Genomic DNA, 17029 nt, shown 5'->3' on the forward strand with positions numbered 1-17029 from the left:
CTCATTTGGCGTCTTTGCTAACGGTATTGAGCAGGAATTTACCGATCAGGTCTTCGAGCACCAGCGACGACTGCGTGTCGTGGATGGTTCCCCCCTCCTTGAGCAGGGTTTCTTCCCCGCCCACGCTGATACCGATGTATTTCTCACCCAACAGGCCAGCGGTCAGGATAGATGCAGTGGAGTCAGTCGGCAGGTTATCTACGCGTTTTTCCAGTTGCATGGTCACCCGACCGGTGAAGCTGTCTCGATCCAGATCGATTGCGGTGACCTTACCGATGGTGACACCGGCCATGGTCACTTTAGCTCTGACCGTCAAACCGGCGATATTGTCGAAATATGCATAAAGTTTATAAGTATCGGTGCTCGCCGTCGGAGCCAGACCACTGACCCGCAGGGCCAACAGCAGCAAAGCCAGGATGCCAGCCAGCAAGAAAAGGCCGACACCGATTTCCAGGGTGCGGTTTTGCATCAGAAATCTCCAAACATCAAGGCGGTCAAAATAAAGTCCAGGCCGAGTACAGCCAAAGAGGCATACACCACGGTCTTGGTAGTGGCACGACTGATCCCCTCGGAAGTGGGCTCGCAGTCATAGCCTTGGAATACGGCGATCCAGGTTACGACGAAGGCAAAAACGATGCTTTTGATAACGCCGTTGAGCACATCGTCGACAAACGTCACGCTGTTTTGCATGTTCGACCAGTAGGAGCCTTCATAGACACCCAGCCAGTCGACGGCCACCCATGAACCGCCCCAGATACCCACCACGCTGAAAATCATCGTCAGCACCGGCAAGGAAATGAAGCCGGCCCACAGGCGCGGGGCAATGATGTACTTGAGCGGGTCGACCCCGATCATTTCCAGGCTGGACAATTGCTCGGTGGACTTCATGTTGCCGATTTCGGCGGTCAGCGCCGAACCTGCGCGCCCGGCGAACAGCAAGGCCGTGACCACCGGCCCCAGTTCACGCAGCAGCGTCAACGCAACCATCTGCCCGACGGCCTGTTCCGAACCGTAGCTGGACAGAATGTTGAAGCCCTGCAGGGCCAGCACCATGCCGATGAACACCCCGGAGACCACAATGATCACCAGGGACATCACGCCCACCGAATGCAGTTGCTTGACCAGCAAGCCGAAACCGCCGCCGATGCCGCCACGACCGAGCAAGGCATGAAACAGGAACAACGCCGAACGGCCGAATACGGCCATCACATCGATGCCGCCATAACCGAAACGACGTACCCTTTCTATCAATGAAATCTTGCGCATCAGCGCTTCCTCAGAAGATCTGCGCGGTAATCCGTCGCTGGAAAATGGTAGGCGACCGGGCCGTCGGGTTCGCCAGTCAGGAATTGACGAATACGTGGCTCATCCGATTTCATCAAATCCTTGGGTGCGCCCTGCCCCAACACTTGCCCGTCGCCCACCACAATGAGGTGGTCAGCGATGCTCGCGGTCTCGGCCAGGTCGTGGGAAACCACAATGCTGGTGATGTTCAGCGCATCGTTGAGCAGGCGGATCAGGCGCACCAGCACGCCCATGGCGATCGGGTCCTGGCCGACGAAAGGCTCGTCGTACATAAGGATTCGCGGATCGAGAGCAATTGCCCGTGCCAGCGCGACGCGACGTTTCATACCGCCGGACAATTCGTCAGGCATCAGGTCGATGGCGCCACGCAAGCCCACTGCCTGCAATTTGAGCAGGACAATGTCGCGGATCATTTCTTCCGGCAGCGCCGTATGAACACGCAGCGGAAAGGCGACGTTCTCGAACACATCAAGGTCGGTAAACAGCGCGCCGCTCTGAAACAACACGCCCATGTGCTTGCGCGCATCGAACAGATCGTTGCGAGACAACGTTGGCAGGTTCTGGCCGTTGACCCAGACTTCGCCGCTGGTGGGACGCAATTGTGCGCCTATCAGCCGCAACAGCGTGGTCTTGCCACACCCGGAAGGCCCCATGATGCCGGTGACCTTGCCGCGCGGTATGCGGATATCGACGTTATTGAAAATGCTGCGCGAACCGCGCTTGAAGGTCAGTCCCTTCAGCTCGACCGCGTAGGCGTTATCGGCACTCATCTAAACTCCTTGCGATGCAGCCTCTCACTCGGACGCCTGGCTTTCTGGCGAAAGCACATACCTTCCCGGGCAGGCCGAACTGGCGGCGAACTATATCACTGCAAAGCTCAAGCGCCCAAGGCCCAAGCCGGGCATGTTCAGCAACATGACCGCCTGAAATCATCTATTTAGAGAGATTCGGTAACAAGGAATGACAAACCGCGACGAACTTGCGTGAGGGTTTTGATCATTACCGCTATAATCGCCGCCTTTTCATCAGGCTATTCGATTTCCGACATGAACCAATCCAACGACCTGATTCAATCCGCACAACGTACCATCCGCCTCGAACTGGAAGCCGTACAAGGCTTGCTGCCCCATATCGATGCGGATTTCGTACGTGCTTGCGAGATGATTCTGGCCAGCAAGGGCCGCGTGGTCGTGGTCGGCATGGGCAAATCGGGGCACATCGGCAACAAGATCGCCGCCACTCTGGCCAGCACCGGCACCACGGCTTTTTTCGTGCACCCGGCCGAGGCCAGCCATGGCGACATGGGCATGATCACTCGTGATGACATCATTCTGGCGCTGTCGAACTCCGGGTCCACCAACGAGATCGTCACCTTGCTGCCGCTGATCAAGCGCCAGGGCATTCAAATGATCAGCCTGACCGGCAACCCCGAGTCGCCGCTGGCCAAGGCAGCGGAAGTCAACCTCAATGTAAGCGTCGAACACGAAGCCTGTCCGCTGAATCTGGCACCTACTTCGTCGACCACCGCAGCACTGGTCATGGGCGACGCTCTCGCCGTTGCCTTGCTTGAAGCTCGCGGCTTTACCGCTGAAGATTTCGCTTTTTCCCATCCGGGCGGCGCCCTTGGCCGTCGACTGCTACTAAAAGTGGAAAACGTCATGCACGCCGGCACCGAGTTGCCGCAAGTAATGTGCGGTACGCTGCTCAAGGATGCCCTGATGGAGATGACCCGCAAGGGGTTGGGCATGACCGTTGTACTGAGCCCGGATGGAAAGCTCGCCGGGATCTTCACCGACGGCGACCTGCGCCGCACCCTGGACCGCACCATTGATATCCACAACACGACCATTGATGAAGTGATGACCGCCCACGGCAAGACCGCCCGCGCCGAGATGCTCGCCGCCGAGGCGCTGAAAATCATGGAAGACCACAAAATCAGCTCACTGGTAGTGGTCGACAACGAAGATTGCCCGATCGGCGCATTGAACATGCACGACTTGTTGCGCGCAGGAGTAATGTAATGAGCACGGACCTGCTGCAACGCGGCAAACAGATCAAACTGGCGATATTCGACGTCGACGGCGTGCTGACCGACGGGCGTCTGTACTTCCTCGAAGACGGTAGCGAATTCAAGACGTTCAACACCCTCGACGGCCAAGGCATCAAAATGTTGATGGCTGCCGGCGTACAGACTGCGATCATCAGCGGCCGCAAGACCCCGGTGGTTGAACGGCGTGCGAAGAACCTCGGTATTCCACACCTTTATCAGGGTCGCGAAGACAAACTGGTGGTGCTCGACGAACTTCTTGGCCAGCTCAACCTAAGCTATGAACAAGTGGCCTACCTCGGCGACGACCTGCCAGACCTGCCGGTGATTCGCCGCGTCGGCCTTGGAATGGCGGTGGCCAGCGCTGCCAGTTTCGTGCGCGAACACGCTCACGGCATCACCCAGGCCCGCGGTGGCGAGGGCGCTGCTCGCGAATTCTGCGAATTGATCCTGCGCGCCCAGGGCCGCCTTGATGCGGCCAACGCCGCGTACCTGTGAGCCCATCATGCTGAGCAAAAAAATTCGCAACATCCTGGTGTTCGGTTGCATCGCAGCGATTTTTGCGGCAGTCGGCTACTGGAACATCAGCCCGGAACGCTTCCTCGACAAACCGGTGGTGAAGGTCGATGAAAGCGCGATCGACTATTACGCCATCAACGCCCACAGCGTGCAGTACCTGCCCGACGGCAAACTGCAATACGAGATGACGTCGGACAAGGTCGAACACGTGAAAGTGAGCGAGGTGACGTTGCTGACCAATCCTGACCTGAACATGTACCGTGGCACCGAATTCCCCTGGCACGTCCAGAGCGAGCGCGGCGAAGTCAACCCGGACGGCACCCAGGTCGAGCTGATTGATTCGGTGCGTATCACGCGTTTCGACGAAAAAAACCGCAAAACCCTGATTACCACCACCCGTATGACAGTGTTCCCGCAGCAGGAATATGCGCAGACCGATCAACCCGTTAGAATCGACGGCGCTGGCGGTGTATCGACAGGCAACGGAATGAAAGCGTACTTGAAAGAAAGCAGGATACACCTGCTATCGAACGTAAGAGGACAGTATGAGGCTCGTTAAAACTCTCCCTATTTTGCTCAGTCTGGGCGCAGCACTGGGAAGCGTGAGCGCCTGGGCTCTGCCGAACGATCAAGAGCAGCCTATCCGCATTCAGGCCGACGATGCCCAACTGGACGACAAGAATGGCGTTGCCACCTATAAAGGCGACGTGATCATCACCCAGGGCTCGATGAAGGTTACCGGCAACACTGTAACCATCACCCGCACCCCGGCCGGCGACATCGACGTGGTGACTTCGGTGGGCAACCTCGCCTACTTCGAGCAACTGCAAACGGCGGGCGACACCAAGCCGGTTCAGGGCTGGGGCGTCACCATCCAGTATCACGCTTCGCAAGACCGCGTCGTGCTGATCGATCGCGCTAAAGTCGTCGATAAAGATGACAACGTCACCCAAGGCGAAAAAATCGTCTACGACACCAACAAAAAGCTCGCCAGCGCCGGTCGTGCAACGGGCTCCAAGGTCACCGAGGCACGCCCTCGCATCGACATGGTGATCCAGCCGAAGAAGAAAACCGACGAGCAAAAGGCCCAGTAATGGCAACTCTGAAAGCTCAGCATCTGGCCAAGAGCTACAAGAGCCGCCAGGTTGTGCGCGACGTCAGCCTGTCCATCGACAGCGGTCAGATCGTCGGCCTGCTTGGCCCTAACGGCGCCGGTAAAACCACCTGTTTCTACATGATTGTCGGCCTGGTACAGGCCGATCAGGGCCGCGTACTGATTGACGACCTGGACGTCAGCCACCAGCCGATGCACGGTCGTGCGAAGGCAGGTATCGGCTATCTTCCGCAAGAAGCGTCGATCTTCCGTAAACTGTCGGTGGCCGACAACATCATGGCCATCCTCGAGACCCGCAAGGAGCTCGACAAGGCCGGTCGTCGCCAGGAGCTGGAAAGCCTGCTGCAGGAATTTCACATCCACCACATCCGCGACAACCTCGGCATGAGCCTGTCCGGTGGTGAGCGCCGCCGCGTGGAAATCGCCCGGGCACTGGCTACCAACCCGAAATTCATCCTCCTCGACGAACCCTTCGCCGGTGTGGACCCGATTTCGGTCGGCGACATCAAGCAGATCATCCATCACCTCAAAGCCAAAGGCATTGGCGTGCTGATCACGGACCACAACGTCCGCGAAACCCTGGATATCTGCGAAACCGCCTACATCGTCAACGATGGTCAACTGATCGCTGAAGGTGACTCCGCCACCATCCTGGCCAATGAACTGGTCAAGGAAGTGTATCTGGGCCACGAGTTCCGCCTGTAAGCACCCGAGGTGCCCGGGTCGCCGAGAGGGCGCTCGCTTCAATAAAAAATCAACAATTTTTTATTGTTACAGCGCTCTAGGCAAACACTTCAGTTTCAGGCATATAATTTGCTTATGTTTGGCGCTTCGGCGCCCTGTAGTGGATGGCGCATGTGCGCCGGCGAATAAGGTGTTAAGCCCCTGCCATGAAACCATCGCTAGTCTTGAGAATGGGCCAGCAGCTGACGATGACACCGCAGCTGCAACAGGCCATCCGCCTGCTCCAATTGTCGACCCTGGACCTGCAACAGGAAATCCAGGAGGCCCTGGAGTCCAATCCGATGCTCGAACGCCAGGAAGAAGGCGACGACTTCGATAACGCAGACCCCTTGGCCGATAGCGCCGAACAGAAACCCAACGCCGATGTTCAGGAACCCTCCTACCAGGAAACCGCCCCGACGGTGGATAACCTTGAGGAAAGCGACTGGAACGAGCGAATTCCCAACGAATTGCCCGTCGACACCGCTTGGGAGGACGTCTACCAGACCAGCGCCAGCAGCTTGCCGAGCAACGATGACGACGAGTGGGATTTCACCACCCGTACGTCGGTCGGTGAAAGCCTGCAAAGCCATTTGCTCTGGCAGCTGAACCTGGCACCGATGTCCGACACCGATCGTCTGATCGCCGTAACCCTGATCGATTGCATCAACAATCAGGGCTACCTGGACGAAACCCTCGAGGAAATCCTCGAAGCGTTCGACCCGGAACTGGACATCGAACTGGACGAAATCGAAGCCGTCCTGCACCGTATCCAGCAATTCGAACCCGCAGGCATCGGCGCCCGCAACCTCGGGGAATGCCTGCTGCTGCAACTGCGCCAGTTGTCTGCCAAGACCCCTTGGCTGGCCGAGGCCAAGCGCCTGGTCACCGATTACATCGACCTGCTCGGCAGCCGCGACTACAGCCAGCTGATGCGCCGCATGAAGCTCAAGGAAGATGAGCTGCGCCAGGTCATCGAATTGGTCCAGAGCCTCAACCCACGCCCGGGCTCACAGATCGAGTCCACCGAGGCCGAATACGTCGTTCCCGACGTAATCGTGCGCAAGGACAACGAGCGCTGGCTGGTGGAGCTGAACCAGGAATCGGTGCCACGCCTGCGGGTCAACGCCCAATACGCCGGTTTCGTGCGCCGCGCCGATACCAGCGCTGATAACACCTTCATGCGTAATCAGTTGCAGGAAGCGCGCTGGTTCATCAAGAGCCTGCAAAGCCGCAATGAAACCCTGATGAAAGTCGCCACCCAGATCGTCGAGCATCAGCGCGGCTTTCTTGAATACGGTGACGAAGCCATGAAGCCGTTGGTGCTGCATGACATCGCCGAAGCGGTGGGCATGCATGAATCGACGATTTCACGGGTGACCACGCAAAAATTCATGCATACCCCACGGGGCATCTATGAACTGAAATACTTTTTTTCCAGCCACGTCAGTACCTCCGAAGGCGGTGAATGCTCGTCCACAGCGATCCGCGCGATCATCAAAAAACTGGTTGCCGCGGAAAATCAGAAAAAGCCGTTGAGTGACAGCAAGATCGCTGGTTTACTGGAGGCACAAGGCATTCAGGTAGCCCGTCGCACCGTCGCCAAGTACCGCGAATCCCTGGGGATCGCGCCTTCCAGCGAACGGAAGCGGTTGATGTAGCCGCCGGGCTCGCCACAGCGTTCCAGTGGCAGGCATTTCTGCCTGCCGCTTTATGCACTGGCAACGAAGGAGAAGCTGTATGCAAGTCAACATCAGTGGACACCAACTGGAAGTGACCGAACCCCTGCGCACCTACATCGGCGAAAAACTCGACCGATTGGAGAGGCATTTCGACAAGATCACCAATGTGCAAGTCACGATGAACGTCGAAAAACTGCTGCAGAAGATCGAAGCCACGCTGCATATTCCCGGCGGAGAAGTGGTCGCCAATGCCGAGCATACGGACATGTATGCCGCCATCGACCTGCTGACCGACAAGCTGGATCGCCAACTCAAAAAGCATAAGGAAAAGACCCAGAGCCTCCTCCAGGGCGCGACCGGTCGTTAACACCCCCAATCCATGATCCGACTAGAAACCATCCTGACCCCCGGCCGTTCCCAAGTGAACGCGCCGGGTGGCAGTAAAAAGAAAGCCCTCGAGCAAATTGCCAACCTTATCCACCGCGAAGTACCGGATCTGGAAATGCAGGACGTCTTCGAGGCCCTGATTGCCCGTGAGAAACTCGGTTCTACCGGTTTCGGCAACGGCATCGCCATCCCCCATTGCCGGCTCAAAGGCTGCACCTCGCCAATCAGTGCGCTGCTGCACCTGGAAGCCCCTATCGATTTCGACGCCATCGACGGTGCCCCGGTTGACCTGCTGTTCGTACTGCTGGTCCCGGAAGCCGCCACCGATGCACACCTGGAATTGCTCCGCCAGATCGCCAGCATGCTCGATCGCAAGGAAGTGCGTGAAAAACTGCGCCGCGCCCCGAGCAACGAAGCCTTGTATCAGGTTGTCCTGGACGAGCAGAACGGTCACTAATCATGCGCTTGATCATCGTCAGCGGCCGCTCTGGCTCAGGTAAAAGCACCGCCCTCGATGTTCTCGAGGACAACGGTTACTACTGCATCGACAACCTGCCTGCCGGCTTGCTGCCGGAACTGGCCGAACGCGCGTTGATTCACACCGAACTGGCACAACCGCTGGTGGCCGTGTCCATCGATGCACGTAACTTGCCGAGCCACCTGTCACGGTTTCCCGAATTGCTGGAAGAAGTCCGCAGCCGGCATATCCAGTGCGATGTGCTGTACCTGGACGCCGACGAAGAAACCTTGCTCAAACGCTTTTCGGAAACTCGCCGTCGTCACCCACTGAGCAGCGCCAATCGCTCATTGGCGGAGGCGATCCAGGACGAAACCAATCTGCTGGGGCCTATTGCCGATCTGGCCGACCTCAAGGTCAACACCACCAATCTGAACCTGTATCAGCTACGCGATACCATCAAGTTGCGCCTGCTGAATCAGCCGGAGCCCGGTACTGCGTTCCTGGTGGAATCTTTCGGGTTCAAGCGTGGCATGCCAGTGGACGCCGATCTGGTGTTCGACGTGCGCTGCCTGCCCAACCCTTACTGGAAGCCGGAGCTACGGGCACAGTCCGGGCTCGATCAATCGGTGGTCGAATACCTGGCGGCACAGCCAGACGTCGAAGAGATGTTCCAGGACATTTCCTCATATTTGCTCAAGTGGCTACCCCGCTTTGCCGCCAGCAATCGCGCCTATGTCACCATTGCCATTGGCTGCACCGGCGGGCATCACCGCTCTGTCTACCTGACCGAACGTCTGGGTCAGGTCCTGCAAAAAACCCTGAAGAACGTCCAGGTCCGCCACCGCGACCTCAGCTAAAGGATTCACATCGCGATGCCTGCTCTGGAAATCGAAATCATCAACAAGCTGGGCCTGCATGCCCGCGCGTCCGCCAAATTCGTTGGGGTCGCCGGTGAGTTCAAGGATTGCACGATCAGGGTAGGACGCACTCCCGAATCCACGGTCGATGGCAAAAGCATCATGGCCATGATGATGCTCGCTGCCGGCAAGGGCACCAGAATCCACCTGATTACCGAAGGCGAACAGGCGCAGGAAGCGCTGGATGCGCTGGCAGACTTGATCAACCGTTACTTCGACGAAGGCGAATAAAAGTCAAAAGATCGCAGCCTCGTTTCACTCGACAGCTCCTACAAAGATCGGCATACAGTAGGAGCTGTCGAGTGAAACGAGGCTGCGATCTTTTTCAGGCCAACGCAGTATCCATCACCATCATCAGGCAAAACCCGATCAGCAGTCCTAGGCTCGCCAGTTTGTCGTGACCATGGCGGCGCGATTCGGGAATGACTTCGTGAGTCACCACCAGCAACATTGCCCCGGCCGCCAGGGCCAAGCCCAAAGGCAACACCAATTCGGCCAGGCTCACCAGCCAAGCGCACAACAATGCAAAGACCGGCTCGACCAACCCTGACGCAGCACCAATCAGGAATGCCTTGACCCGCGACATTCCTGCTCCCGCCAACACCAACGCAATCACCAGCCCCTCCGGTACATCCTGCAAGGCAATGCCCATGGCCAGGCTGTCGGCGTCAGGCATGCCACCACCCGCCGAGACACCGACCGCCATGCCTTCGGGGATGTTGTGGGCGATGATGGCAAACACAAACAACCAGATCCGTGGTGGAATCACCGATCTCTCCAGTGGCCCAACAAGTATTTCAGGCGTGGCGCCAGATACCTTGCGATCCACCAGAAACAGCCCGAATGCGCCCAGCAGGATGCCGAAGCTGATCAGGCCGCTGGCCGCCCAAGGGGTCAGCCCGAGGTTTTCGGCCGCGGCAATGCCCGGCACGATCAGCGAAAACGCCGTCGCCGCGAGCATCACCCCGGCTCCGAAACCGAGCAATATGTCGCTGACTGCCTGAGGCATCTGCCGAATCACCAGCACTGGCACCGCGCCCAAAGCCGTACCCAAGGCGCAAATCGCCCCGCCTTGCAGGGCGCGCTGCAGTTTCGGTTCGAGGTCCAGCCAGCTCAGCCCTTGAGCAGCCAATAACGTCATGCCCGCCAGCAGTAACAACGATCCCAGTGCGTAACGAAACATTCGTCCACTTCCGACCGCCAGTGTTTCAGTACCCATAGTCAGCCCTGGATTGTTTTTATAGAAGACTTAAACCAGCGGAGCCTGATAACGCGCCGCGACTTCGGGCCAATTGATCACCTTGTAGAACGCATTGATGTATTCCGGACGGCGGTTCTGATAGCGCAGGTAATAAGCGTGCTCCCAAACGTCCAGGCCGAGGATCGGCGTATTACCGTTCATCAATGGGCTGTCCTGGTTGCCGCTGCTTTCAACGATCAAGGTCTTTTGCGGCGTCACACTCAACCAGGCCCAACCGCTGCCGAAACGAGTCAGCGCAGCTTTAGTGAAGGCTTCCTTGAAGTTGTCGAGACCACCCAGTTGCTCATCGATAGCCTTGGCCAGCGCACCTTCAGGCTGGCCATCACCGTTGGGCGCCATGACTTTCCAGAACAACGAATGGTTGGCATGCCCACCGCCCTGATTGATCACTGCCGCGCGGAGTTTTTCCGGCAATTGCTGGACAGCCGCCACCAGTTTTTCCACCGGCCATTCAGCAAATTCAGTGCCTTCGACCGCAGCGTTGAGGTTGTTGATGTAGGTCTGGTGGTGTTTGGTGTAGTGAATTTCCATGGTCTGCGCATCGATGTGCGGTTCCAGGGCATCGTAGGCGTACGGCAAGGCAGGCAAGGTAAAAGCCATTTCAATGAACTCCATGTTGTAAGGGCACGGGTTGACGCGAGGCCGACGCGGTGTCGGTGTGCAGTAAACGGTGGGTGCGCGGATACTCGCCGTGATCGCTGATGAAATTCAGCAGTTCGACATAGGTTTTGCTGCTCTGGCGCAGCGCGGCTTCACGCAAAGCGGGTGCCAGTCGCGGGTCCTGCATGGTCTGCAACAGTCGTTGATGGATCGCGCACAGGTACTCGGCGCTCTCCTCCGGCTGGTTCAGACGCAAGTGCAGGTCCGCGAGGTTGTGGTGGGAAATCACGCAGGCCGCCACCGCTTCGTCAGCATCAGCCCAGCGCTCGAACAACACTTGGGCCAGGGCCAATGCCTGCAAGTAGGCTTCGCGGGCATCGACCAGCTCGCCCAGCATGGAACAGCGATTTGCTCTTTCGATCGTGCGTTTCCAGTGCTCCATGGTGAGCCTCCAAAGCGGTTGCAGTAATTACACGCCGCCTGCGGTGAGTTTCTCTGGGTTGAGCAATTCTTCCAGTTGGCTGCGCTTCAGGTCGGTGTGTTCCAGGGCGACATCGATCACCGGCCGGCCCTGCTGATAAGCCTTCTTGGCAATCTCAGCGGCTTTTTGGTAACCAATGATCGGGTTGAGTGCGGTAACCAGAATCGGATTGCGCGACAACGCTTCCTTGAGCCGGGCCTCGTTGACCTTGAAGGTGGCGATAGCCTTGTCGCCCAGCAGACGGCTGACATTGGCCAGCAATTCAATACTGCTCAGCAGGTTCTGGGCGATGATCGGCAGCATGACGTTCAGCTCGAAATTGCCCGACTGACCGGCGACGGTGATCACCGTGTCATTGCCGATCACTTGAGCGGCGACCATCGCGGTAGCTTCCGGGATCACCGGATTGACCTTGCCGGGCATGATCGACGAACCGGGCTGCAACGCTTCGAGTTCGATTTCACCGAGACCGGCCAACGGGCCGGAATTCATCCAGCGCAGGTCGTTGGCGATTTTCATCAAGGAAACCGCTGTGGCCTTGAGCTGCCCTGAAACGCTGACCGCCGTATCTTGCGAGCCGATCAGCGCGAACAGGTCCTTGCCCGGTGTGAACTGCACCTGGGTCAGTTGACTGAGTTGTTGGCTGAAGCGCGCCGCAAATTCCGGATGGGCATTGATCCCGGTGCCCACCGCCGTGCCGCCCTGGGCCAGCGATTGCAGGCTCGGCAGCAGATCCTGCAAGTGACCGATATTGGCCTTGAGCTGTTGCGCCCAACCATTGAGCACCTGACTCATGCGCACGGGCATGGCGTCCATCAAATGGGTACGCCCGGTTTTGACGAACGGATGAACCTGCTCGGCTTTGTGTTCGATCACCTGCACCAGATGCACCAGCGCCGGCAGCAACTGCTCATGCAAGCTCAATGCGGCACTGACATGGAGGGTGGTCGGGATGATGTCATTGCTGCTTTGGCCGCAATTGACGTGATCGTTGGGATTCACCGGCTCGCCCAACAAGCGGCTGGCCAGAGTGGCGATCACTTCGTTGGCGTTCATGTTGGAACTGGTGCCGGAACCGGTCTGGAAGATATCCACCGGGAAGTGCTGCATGAAGTCGCCTTCAAGCAGCCCTTGAGCGGCGTCGACGATGGCTTTGCCCTGGGATTCGCTGATCTGCTTGAGATCGACGTTGGCTCGGGCGGCCGCAGCCTTGGCCAGAATCAGCGCGCGGATGAACTGCACGGGCATCGGTTTGCCGCTGATCGGGAAGTTATCCACTGCGCGCTGGGTTTGCGCGCCGTAAAGAGCGTCCATCGGGACTTGCAGCTCACCCATGCTGTCGCGTTCGATACGTGTGTTACTCATCGGGGAATCCTTGCACCAGTTCTATGAGAGGAATCGAGGGCTGCAACTCGCACGTCGCTAGTTGCCATGTGTAGCTTTGCCAGCGCTTGAGGCGGCATTTGCGGAGGGAAAGGCGCTCGAGATCGCGCAACGGCCGCCAGGCTTGGTCTAGACACAGGCTGCGCCAGTGCCAGGGCAGCACGACGTCAGCGGCAGTGTCGAGCAATAAACGGAAGGAAGTTTCGGCGATGGTCCAGGGAGAGGTGGCCGTGCAACAGGCCAGATACCGGCCTTCGGCGAGGTAATGCTCGATCAGGCGCGGCTCATCGGGGTCCATGGCGCAACGGATCTGGCGACTCATCCAGCGCCAGCTTTCGAGGTAAGGCTGCTCGTGCAAGGCAGAACTCATGATCCGGGCTCATTCGGTAATGAGATTTATTATTAGATGATAATGAGAACCAAAACAAGCTCAGCAATACACTGAGCACTTTGTGGGAGCGGGCTTGCCCGCGATGACGATTGAAGATTCAACATTGATGTTGACTGAAATGACGCTATCGCGGGCAAGCCCGCTCCCACAGGATCTGTGTTGCGGCCCATAAAAAAAGCGCGCCACCCAATTGGGTGACGCGCCTTTTTGTGCGGCGGTCGGAGGTTAGCTACCCGCCACCGTCATCCGCTCGATCAACACCGAACCGGTGCGAATGTTGCTGCGTAGTTCCAGGTCATTACCGACCGCAATGATCTGCTTGAACATGTCGCGCATGTTGCCGGCGATGGTCACTTCTTGCACCGCGAACTGGATTTCGCCGTTCTCGACCCAGAAACCCGCCGCACCACGGGAGTAATCGCCGGTGACCATGTTCAGGCCCTGCCCCATCAGTTCGGTGACCAGCAGGCCGCGGCCCATGCGACGCAGCAAGGCGGCCTGATCTTCGTCGCCATGAGTCACGAACAGGTTGTGCACGCCGCCGGCGTTGGCGGTGCTCGGCATGCCTAGCTTGCGGCCGGAGTAGGTGCCGAGTATGTAGGACACCAACTCGCCCTTCTCCACGAACGGCTTGGCGTAAGTCGCCAGGCCATCGCCGTCGAAGGCCGAACTGCCTAAGGCGCGCATCAAGTGCGGGCGCTCATCGAGGGTCAGCCATTCCGGAAACAGCTTCTGCCCCAGGGTGCCCTCAAGGAACGACGATTTGCGGTACAGACTGCCACCGGAGATCGCCGAGAGGAAACTGCCGAACAAGCCACCGGCCAGTTCCGCGGAAAACAGCACCGGCACTTCGCAGGTCGGCACCGGACGCGCGCCCAGACGGCTCGCCGCCCGTTGCGCGGCACGCTGGCCGATACTCTCCGCAGAGGCCAGCAAATTACCCTGACGATTCACGTCATACCAGTAATCGCGCTGCATCTGGCCATCGGCTTCGGCGATCATCACGCAACTTAGACTGTGACGAGTCGACGCGTAACCACCGATAAAACCGTGGCTGTTACCGTAAACCCGGCAGCCCTGGTGAGTACTGAGGGTGGTGCCGTCGGCATTCTTGATCCGGCTGTCGGTGGCAAACGCCGCCGCTTCACAGGCCAGAGCCTGCTCGATGGCTTGCTCTGGGGTAATGCCCCATTGATGGAACAGGTCGAAATCCTGCAAATCCTTGGCCATCAGCGCGGCATCCGCCAGGCCCGAGGCTTCGTCTTCCGAGGTGTGCTTGGCAATGGCCAGCGCGGCGGCGACGGTTTCGCGAATCGCGTCCGAACCGCTGGCCGAGGTGCTGGCCGAGCCTTTGCGCTGTCCCACATACAAGGTGATGCCAAAGCCCTGATCGCGATTGAACTCAACGGTTTCGACTTCCCGCTGACGCACCGTGGTCGACAAGCCCTGCTCCAGCGACACGGCCACTTCACAGGCACTGGCGCCCTGGCGCTTGGCTTCAGCGATGATCTGCTCGACTTGTTCTTGCAGTGCCGGCAACGCTTGTGGGCCGACGCTTTCAACTGCACTCATGCTGTTCTCCACTCAAATTCTGCTTTCGGCTAGGGCCTTCGAGCGACCGGGCCGGACAAGCGGCCCCCGACTGGTTATCATGGCGGCGTTTCTTTGCGGACGGCCACCATGGTTGATTCTTACGACGACTCCCTCGATACGGGAGAAAAAAGCAAATCCCAGGTTAAACGCGAGCTCCATGCTCTGGTTGACCTCGGCGAGCGCCTTACAACGCTCAAGCCTGACTTGCTGGCAAAACTGCCGTTGACCGACGCTATGCGCCGGGCCTTGGCCGATGCGCCCAAGCACACCGCGAATATCGCGCGTAAACGGCACCTTATGTTCATCGGCAAACTGATGCGCGATCAGGACACTGACGCCATTCTGACTCTGCTCGATCAACTGGATGCCTCCACCCGGCAGTACAACGAACGTTTCCATGGCCTGGAACGCTGGCGCGATCGCTTGATCGCGGGCGACGACGGCGTCCTGGAGAAGTTCGTGCTCGACTACCCGGAAGCTGATCGTCAGCAATTGCGCTCCCTGATCCGTCAGGCCCAGCACGAATTGGCGACCAACAAGCCACCGGCTTCGAGCCGTAAAATCTTCAAGTACATCCGTGAGCTGGACGAGACTCAACGCGGTCTGCGCTGAGTCACCGCAGCCCTTGTAGGAGCTGCCGCAGGCTGCGATCTTTTGATCTTTTAAAAAGCAAAGATCGCAGCCTGCGGCAGCTCCTACAGGGGTTGTATTTCCTTACGATCCTGTGCCACCCACGGTGATCGCATCAATTTTCAGCGTTGGCTGGCCGACACCCACCGGCACCGACTGCCCATCCTTGCCACACGTTCCCACACCGCTGTCCAGCGCCAGATCGTTACCGACCATCGACACCTTGCTCATGGCTTCCGGCCCGTTGCCGATCAACGTCGCGCCTTTGACCGGGGCAGTAATCTTGCCGTCTTCGATCAGGTACGCCTCGCTGGTGGAGAACACGAATTTTCCGCTGGTGATGTCCACCTGACCGCCGCCGAGGTTGGCGCAGTAGATGCCCTTTTTCACCGAGGCGATGATTTCCGCCGGGTCGCTTTCGCCACCAAGCATGTAAGTGTTGGTCATGCGCGGCATCGGCAGGTGCGCATAGGATTCGCGACGACCGTTGCCGGTGCGGGCTACGCCCATCAGGCGCGCGTTGAGCTTGTCCTGCATATAACCTTTGAGCACACCGTTTTCGATCAGCGTGGTGCACTCGGTCGGCGTGCCTTCGTCGTCGACGCTCAGCGAACCACGGCGCCCGGCGAGGGTGCCATCATCGACGATGGTGCAGAGCTTCGAGGCAACCATCTCGCCCATGCGCCCGCTGTAGGCCGAACTGCCCTTGCGGTTGAAATCGCCTTCCAGACCATGGCCGACGGCTTCGTGCAATAACACACCGGACCAACCCGAACCCAAGACCACCGGCAACGTACCGGCCGGGGCCGGGATCGCTTCCAGATTCACCAGCGCCTGACGCAACGCTTCGCGGGCATAGCTCATTGCGCGGTCATCGCCGAGGAAATAGCGGTAGTCGGTACGACCCCCACCGCCATGACCACCGCGCTCACGACGGCCATTCTGCTCGACGATCACGCTGACGTTGAAACGCACCAGCGGCCGCACATCCGCCGCCAGGCCGCCGTCGGTGGAAGCAACCAAAATCCGTTCCCAGACCCCGGCCATGCTCACGGTGACTTGCTGGATACGCGAGTCGAGGGCGCGAGTCGCCACATCGATGCGCTTGAGCAGTTCGACTTTTTCGGCACGGGTCATCACTTCCAGCGGGTTATCCGGCCCGTACAATTGGGCGACATCCTGCGTGGTAAACGCCTGCACGGTGCCATTCTGCCCGGCCCGGGAGATCGAACGGGCTGCACGCGCTGCCGCGCCCAGCGCTTCGAGGGTGATCGCGTTGCTGTAGGCGAAACCGGTCTTTTCACCCGATTGCGCACGCACGCCGACACCCTGGTCGAGGTTGAAGCTGCCTTCCTTGACGATCCCGTCTTCCAGTGCCCAGGATTCGGAAATCTGCCCCTGGAAATACAGGTCGGCGGCATCGATGCCCGGGCCAGCCAGATCGCCGAGCACACCTTGCAGGCTCTCTATCGTTACGCCGCCGGGCGCCAGGAGGTGTTCACTGACGGAGGACAACAACTCGCTCATATGCTTTAC

At 58.8% G+C, this 17029-nt stretch carries 21 protein-coding genes; 11 read left to right on the forward strand and 10 right to left on the reverse strand.

Going from position 1 to position 17029, the window contains the following annotated elements; translation table 11 throughout:
- Position 1: 1 nt before the first annotated feature.
- From mlaD to NHU87_RS24885, 3 genes are read right to left on the reverse strand one after another with little or no spacing between them, the layout of a single operon-like run.
- Positions 2–469: an outer membrane lipid asymmetry maintenance protein MlaD gene (mlaD, locus tag NHU87_RS24875; RefSeq protein ID WP_008070583.1), complete on the reverse strand. Its 468-nt coding sequence runs from the start codon at positions 467–469 to the stop codon at positions 2–4.
- The gene (mlaE, locus tag NHU87_RS24880) at positions 469–1266 is read right to left on the reverse strand and encodes a lipid asymmetry maintenance ABC transporter permease subunit MlaE (protein ID WP_253553228.1); all 798 of its coding nucleotides are present in this window, start codon (positions 1264–1266) and stop codon (positions 469–471) included. The genes mlaD and mlaE overlap by 1 nt, the downstream gene beginning before the upstream one ends.
- Positions 1266–2075 carry an ATP-binding cassette domain-containing protein gene (locus tag NHU87_RS24885; RefSeq protein WP_253553229.1) on the reverse strand — a complete coding sequence of 270 codons (810 nt, stop codon included), beginning with the start codon at positions 2073–2075 and terminating at the stop codon, positions 1266–1268. The genes mlaE and NHU87_RS24885 overlap by 1 nt, the downstream gene beginning before the upstream one ends.
- 276 nt (positions 2076–2351) lie before the next feature.
- On the opposite strand from NHU87_RS24885, the gene NHU87_RS24890 reads away from it, so the two are divergent.
- The 10 genes from NHU87_RS24890 to NHU87_RS24935 all read left to right on the forward strand — a co-directional run bounded on the left by NHU87_RS24890 (position 2352) and on the right by NHU87_RS24935 (position 9385).
- On the forward strand, positions 2352–3326 hold the full coding sequence (locus NHU87_RS24890) for a KpsF/GutQ family sugar-phosphate isomerase (RefSeq protein WP_253553230.1): 975 nt from the start codon (positions 2352–2354) through the stop codon (positions 3324–3326).
- Positions 3326–3850 carry a KdsC family phosphatase gene (locus NHU87_RS24895; RefSeq protein WP_253553231.1) on the forward strand — a complete coding sequence of 175 codons (525 nt, stop codon included), beginning with the start codon at positions 3326–3328 and terminating at the stop codon, positions 3848–3850. The genes NHU87_RS24890 and NHU87_RS24895 overlap by 1 nt, the downstream gene beginning before the upstream one ends.
- A gap of 7 nt (positions 3851–3857) precedes the next feature.
- Complete coding sequence (gene lptC, locus NHU87_RS24900) at positions 3858–4430, forward strand: LPS export ABC transporter periplasmic protein LptC (RefSeq protein ID WP_253553232.1); 573 nt, start codon at positions 3858–3860, stop codon at positions 4428–4430.
- The gene (lptA, locus tag NHU87_RS24905; protein WP_253553233.1) at positions 4417–4965 is read left to right on the forward strand and encodes a lipopolysaccharide transport periplasmic protein LptA; all 549 of its coding nucleotides are present in this window, start codon (positions 4417–4419) and stop codon (positions 4963–4965) included. Before lptC ends, lptA begins: the two co-directional genes overlap by 14 nt.
- Positions 4965–5690 (forward strand): LPS export ABC transporter ATP-binding protein, encoded by a 726-nt coding sequence (gene lptB, locus NHU87_RS24910; RefSeq protein WP_030128011.1) that lies wholly within the window; start codon positions 4965–4967, stop codon positions 5688–5690. Before lptA ends, lptB begins: the two co-directional genes overlap by 1 nt.
- Positions 5691–5875: 185 nt before the next feature.
- The gene (locus tag NHU87_RS24915; RefSeq protein WP_253553235.1) at positions 5876–7369 is read left to right on the forward strand and encodes an RNA polymerase factor sigma-54; all 1494 of its coding nucleotides are present in this window, start codon (positions 5876–5878) and stop codon (positions 7367–7369) included.
- Between the two features lie 79 nt (positions 7370–7448).
- The gene (gene hpf / locus NHU87_RS24920) at positions 7449–7757 is read left to right on the forward strand and encodes a ribosome hibernation-promoting factor, HPF/YfiA family (RefSeq protein WP_003178005.1); all 309 of its coding nucleotides are present in this window, start codon (positions 7449–7451) and stop codon (positions 7755–7757) included.
- A 12-nt stretch (positions 7758–7769) separates the two neighbouring features.
- Positions 7770–8234 (forward strand): PTS IIA-like nitrogen regulatory protein PtsN, encoded by a 465-nt coding sequence (ptsN, locus tag NHU87_RS24925; protein WP_253553237.1) that lies wholly within the window; start codon positions 7770–7772, stop codon positions 8232–8234.
- Positions 8235–8236: 2 nt separating this feature from the next.
- Positions 8237–9094 carry an RNase adapter RapZ gene (gene rapZ / locus NHU87_RS24930; protein ID WP_253553239.1) on the forward strand — a complete coding sequence of 286 codons (858 nt, stop codon included), beginning with the start codon at positions 8237–8239 and terminating at the stop codon, positions 9092–9094.
- A 15-nt stretch (positions 9095–9109) separates the two neighbouring features.
- Entirely contained in the window at positions 9110–9385 is a 276-nt protein-coding gene (locus NHU87_RS24935) for an HPr family phosphocarrier protein (protein ID WP_253553243.1), read from the forward strand.
- A 94-nt stretch (positions 9386–9479) separates the two neighbouring features.
- Here NHU87_RS24935 and NHU87_RS24940 read toward each other — a convergent pair whose 3' ends face one another.
- The 6 genes from NHU87_RS24940 to pmbA all read right to left on the reverse strand — a co-directional run bounded on the left by NHU87_RS24940 (position 9480) and on the right by pmbA (position 14842).
- Positions 9480–10373 (reverse strand): ZIP family metal transporter, encoded by an 894-nt coding sequence (locus NHU87_RS24940; protein WP_253553247.1) that lies wholly within the window; start codon positions 10371–10373, stop codon positions 9480–9482.
- Positions 10374–10403: 30 nt separating this feature from the next.
- A complete protein-coding gene (locus NHU87_RS24945; RefSeq protein WP_253553250.1) occupies positions 10404–11015 on the reverse strand; it encodes a superoxide dismutase in 612 nt (203 codons plus the stop codon).
- 1 nt (position 11016) lies between these two features.
- Positions 11017–11457, reverse strand: a complete 441-nt coding sequence (locus tag NHU87_RS24950) for a hypothetical protein (protein ID WP_253553252.1) — start codon at positions 11455–11457, stop codon at positions 11017–11019.
- Positions 11458–11484: 27 nt separating this feature from the next.
- On the reverse strand, positions 11485–12861 hold the full coding sequence (locus NHU87_RS24955) for a class II fumarate hydratase (protein WP_253553254.1): 1377 nt from the start codon (positions 12859–12861) through the stop codon (positions 11485–11487).
- Positions 12854–13249: a FagA protein gene (locus NHU87_RS24960; protein WP_253553256.1), complete on the reverse strand. Its 396-nt coding sequence runs from the start codon at positions 13247–13249 to the stop codon at positions 12854–12856. The genes NHU87_RS24955 and NHU87_RS24960 overlap by 8 nt, the downstream gene beginning before the upstream one ends.
- Positions 13250–13495: 246 nt before the next feature.
- Positions 13496–14842 carry a metalloprotease PmbA gene (gene pmbA / locus NHU87_RS24965; protein ID WP_253553258.1) on the reverse strand — a complete coding sequence of 449 codons (1347 nt, stop codon included), beginning with the start codon at positions 14840–14842 and terminating at the stop codon, positions 13496–13498.
- A 108-nt stretch (positions 14843–14950) separates the two neighbouring features.
- On the opposite strand from pmbA, the gene yjgA reads away from it, so the two are divergent.
- The gene (gene yjgA / locus NHU87_RS24970; protein WP_064679728.1) at positions 14951–15475 is read left to right on the forward strand and encodes a ribosome biogenesis factor YjgA; all 525 of its coding nucleotides are present in this window, start codon (positions 14951–14953) and stop codon (positions 15473–15475) included.
- Positions 15476–15577: 102 nt separating this feature from the next.
- Here yjgA and tldD read toward each other — a convergent pair whose 3' ends face one another.
- Positions 15578–17020, reverse strand: a complete 1443-nt coding sequence (tldD, locus tag NHU87_RS24975) for a metalloprotease TldD (RefSeq protein WP_253553260.1) — start codon at positions 17018–17020, stop codon at positions 15578–15580.
- Positions 17021–17029 lie beyond the last annotated feature (9 nt).

The organism is Pseudomonas mandelii, from assembly GCF_024138395.1.
GTDB lineage: Bacteria > Pseudomonadota > Gammaproteobacteria > Pseudomonadales > Pseudomonadaceae > Aquipseudomonas > Aquipseudomonas mandelii_E.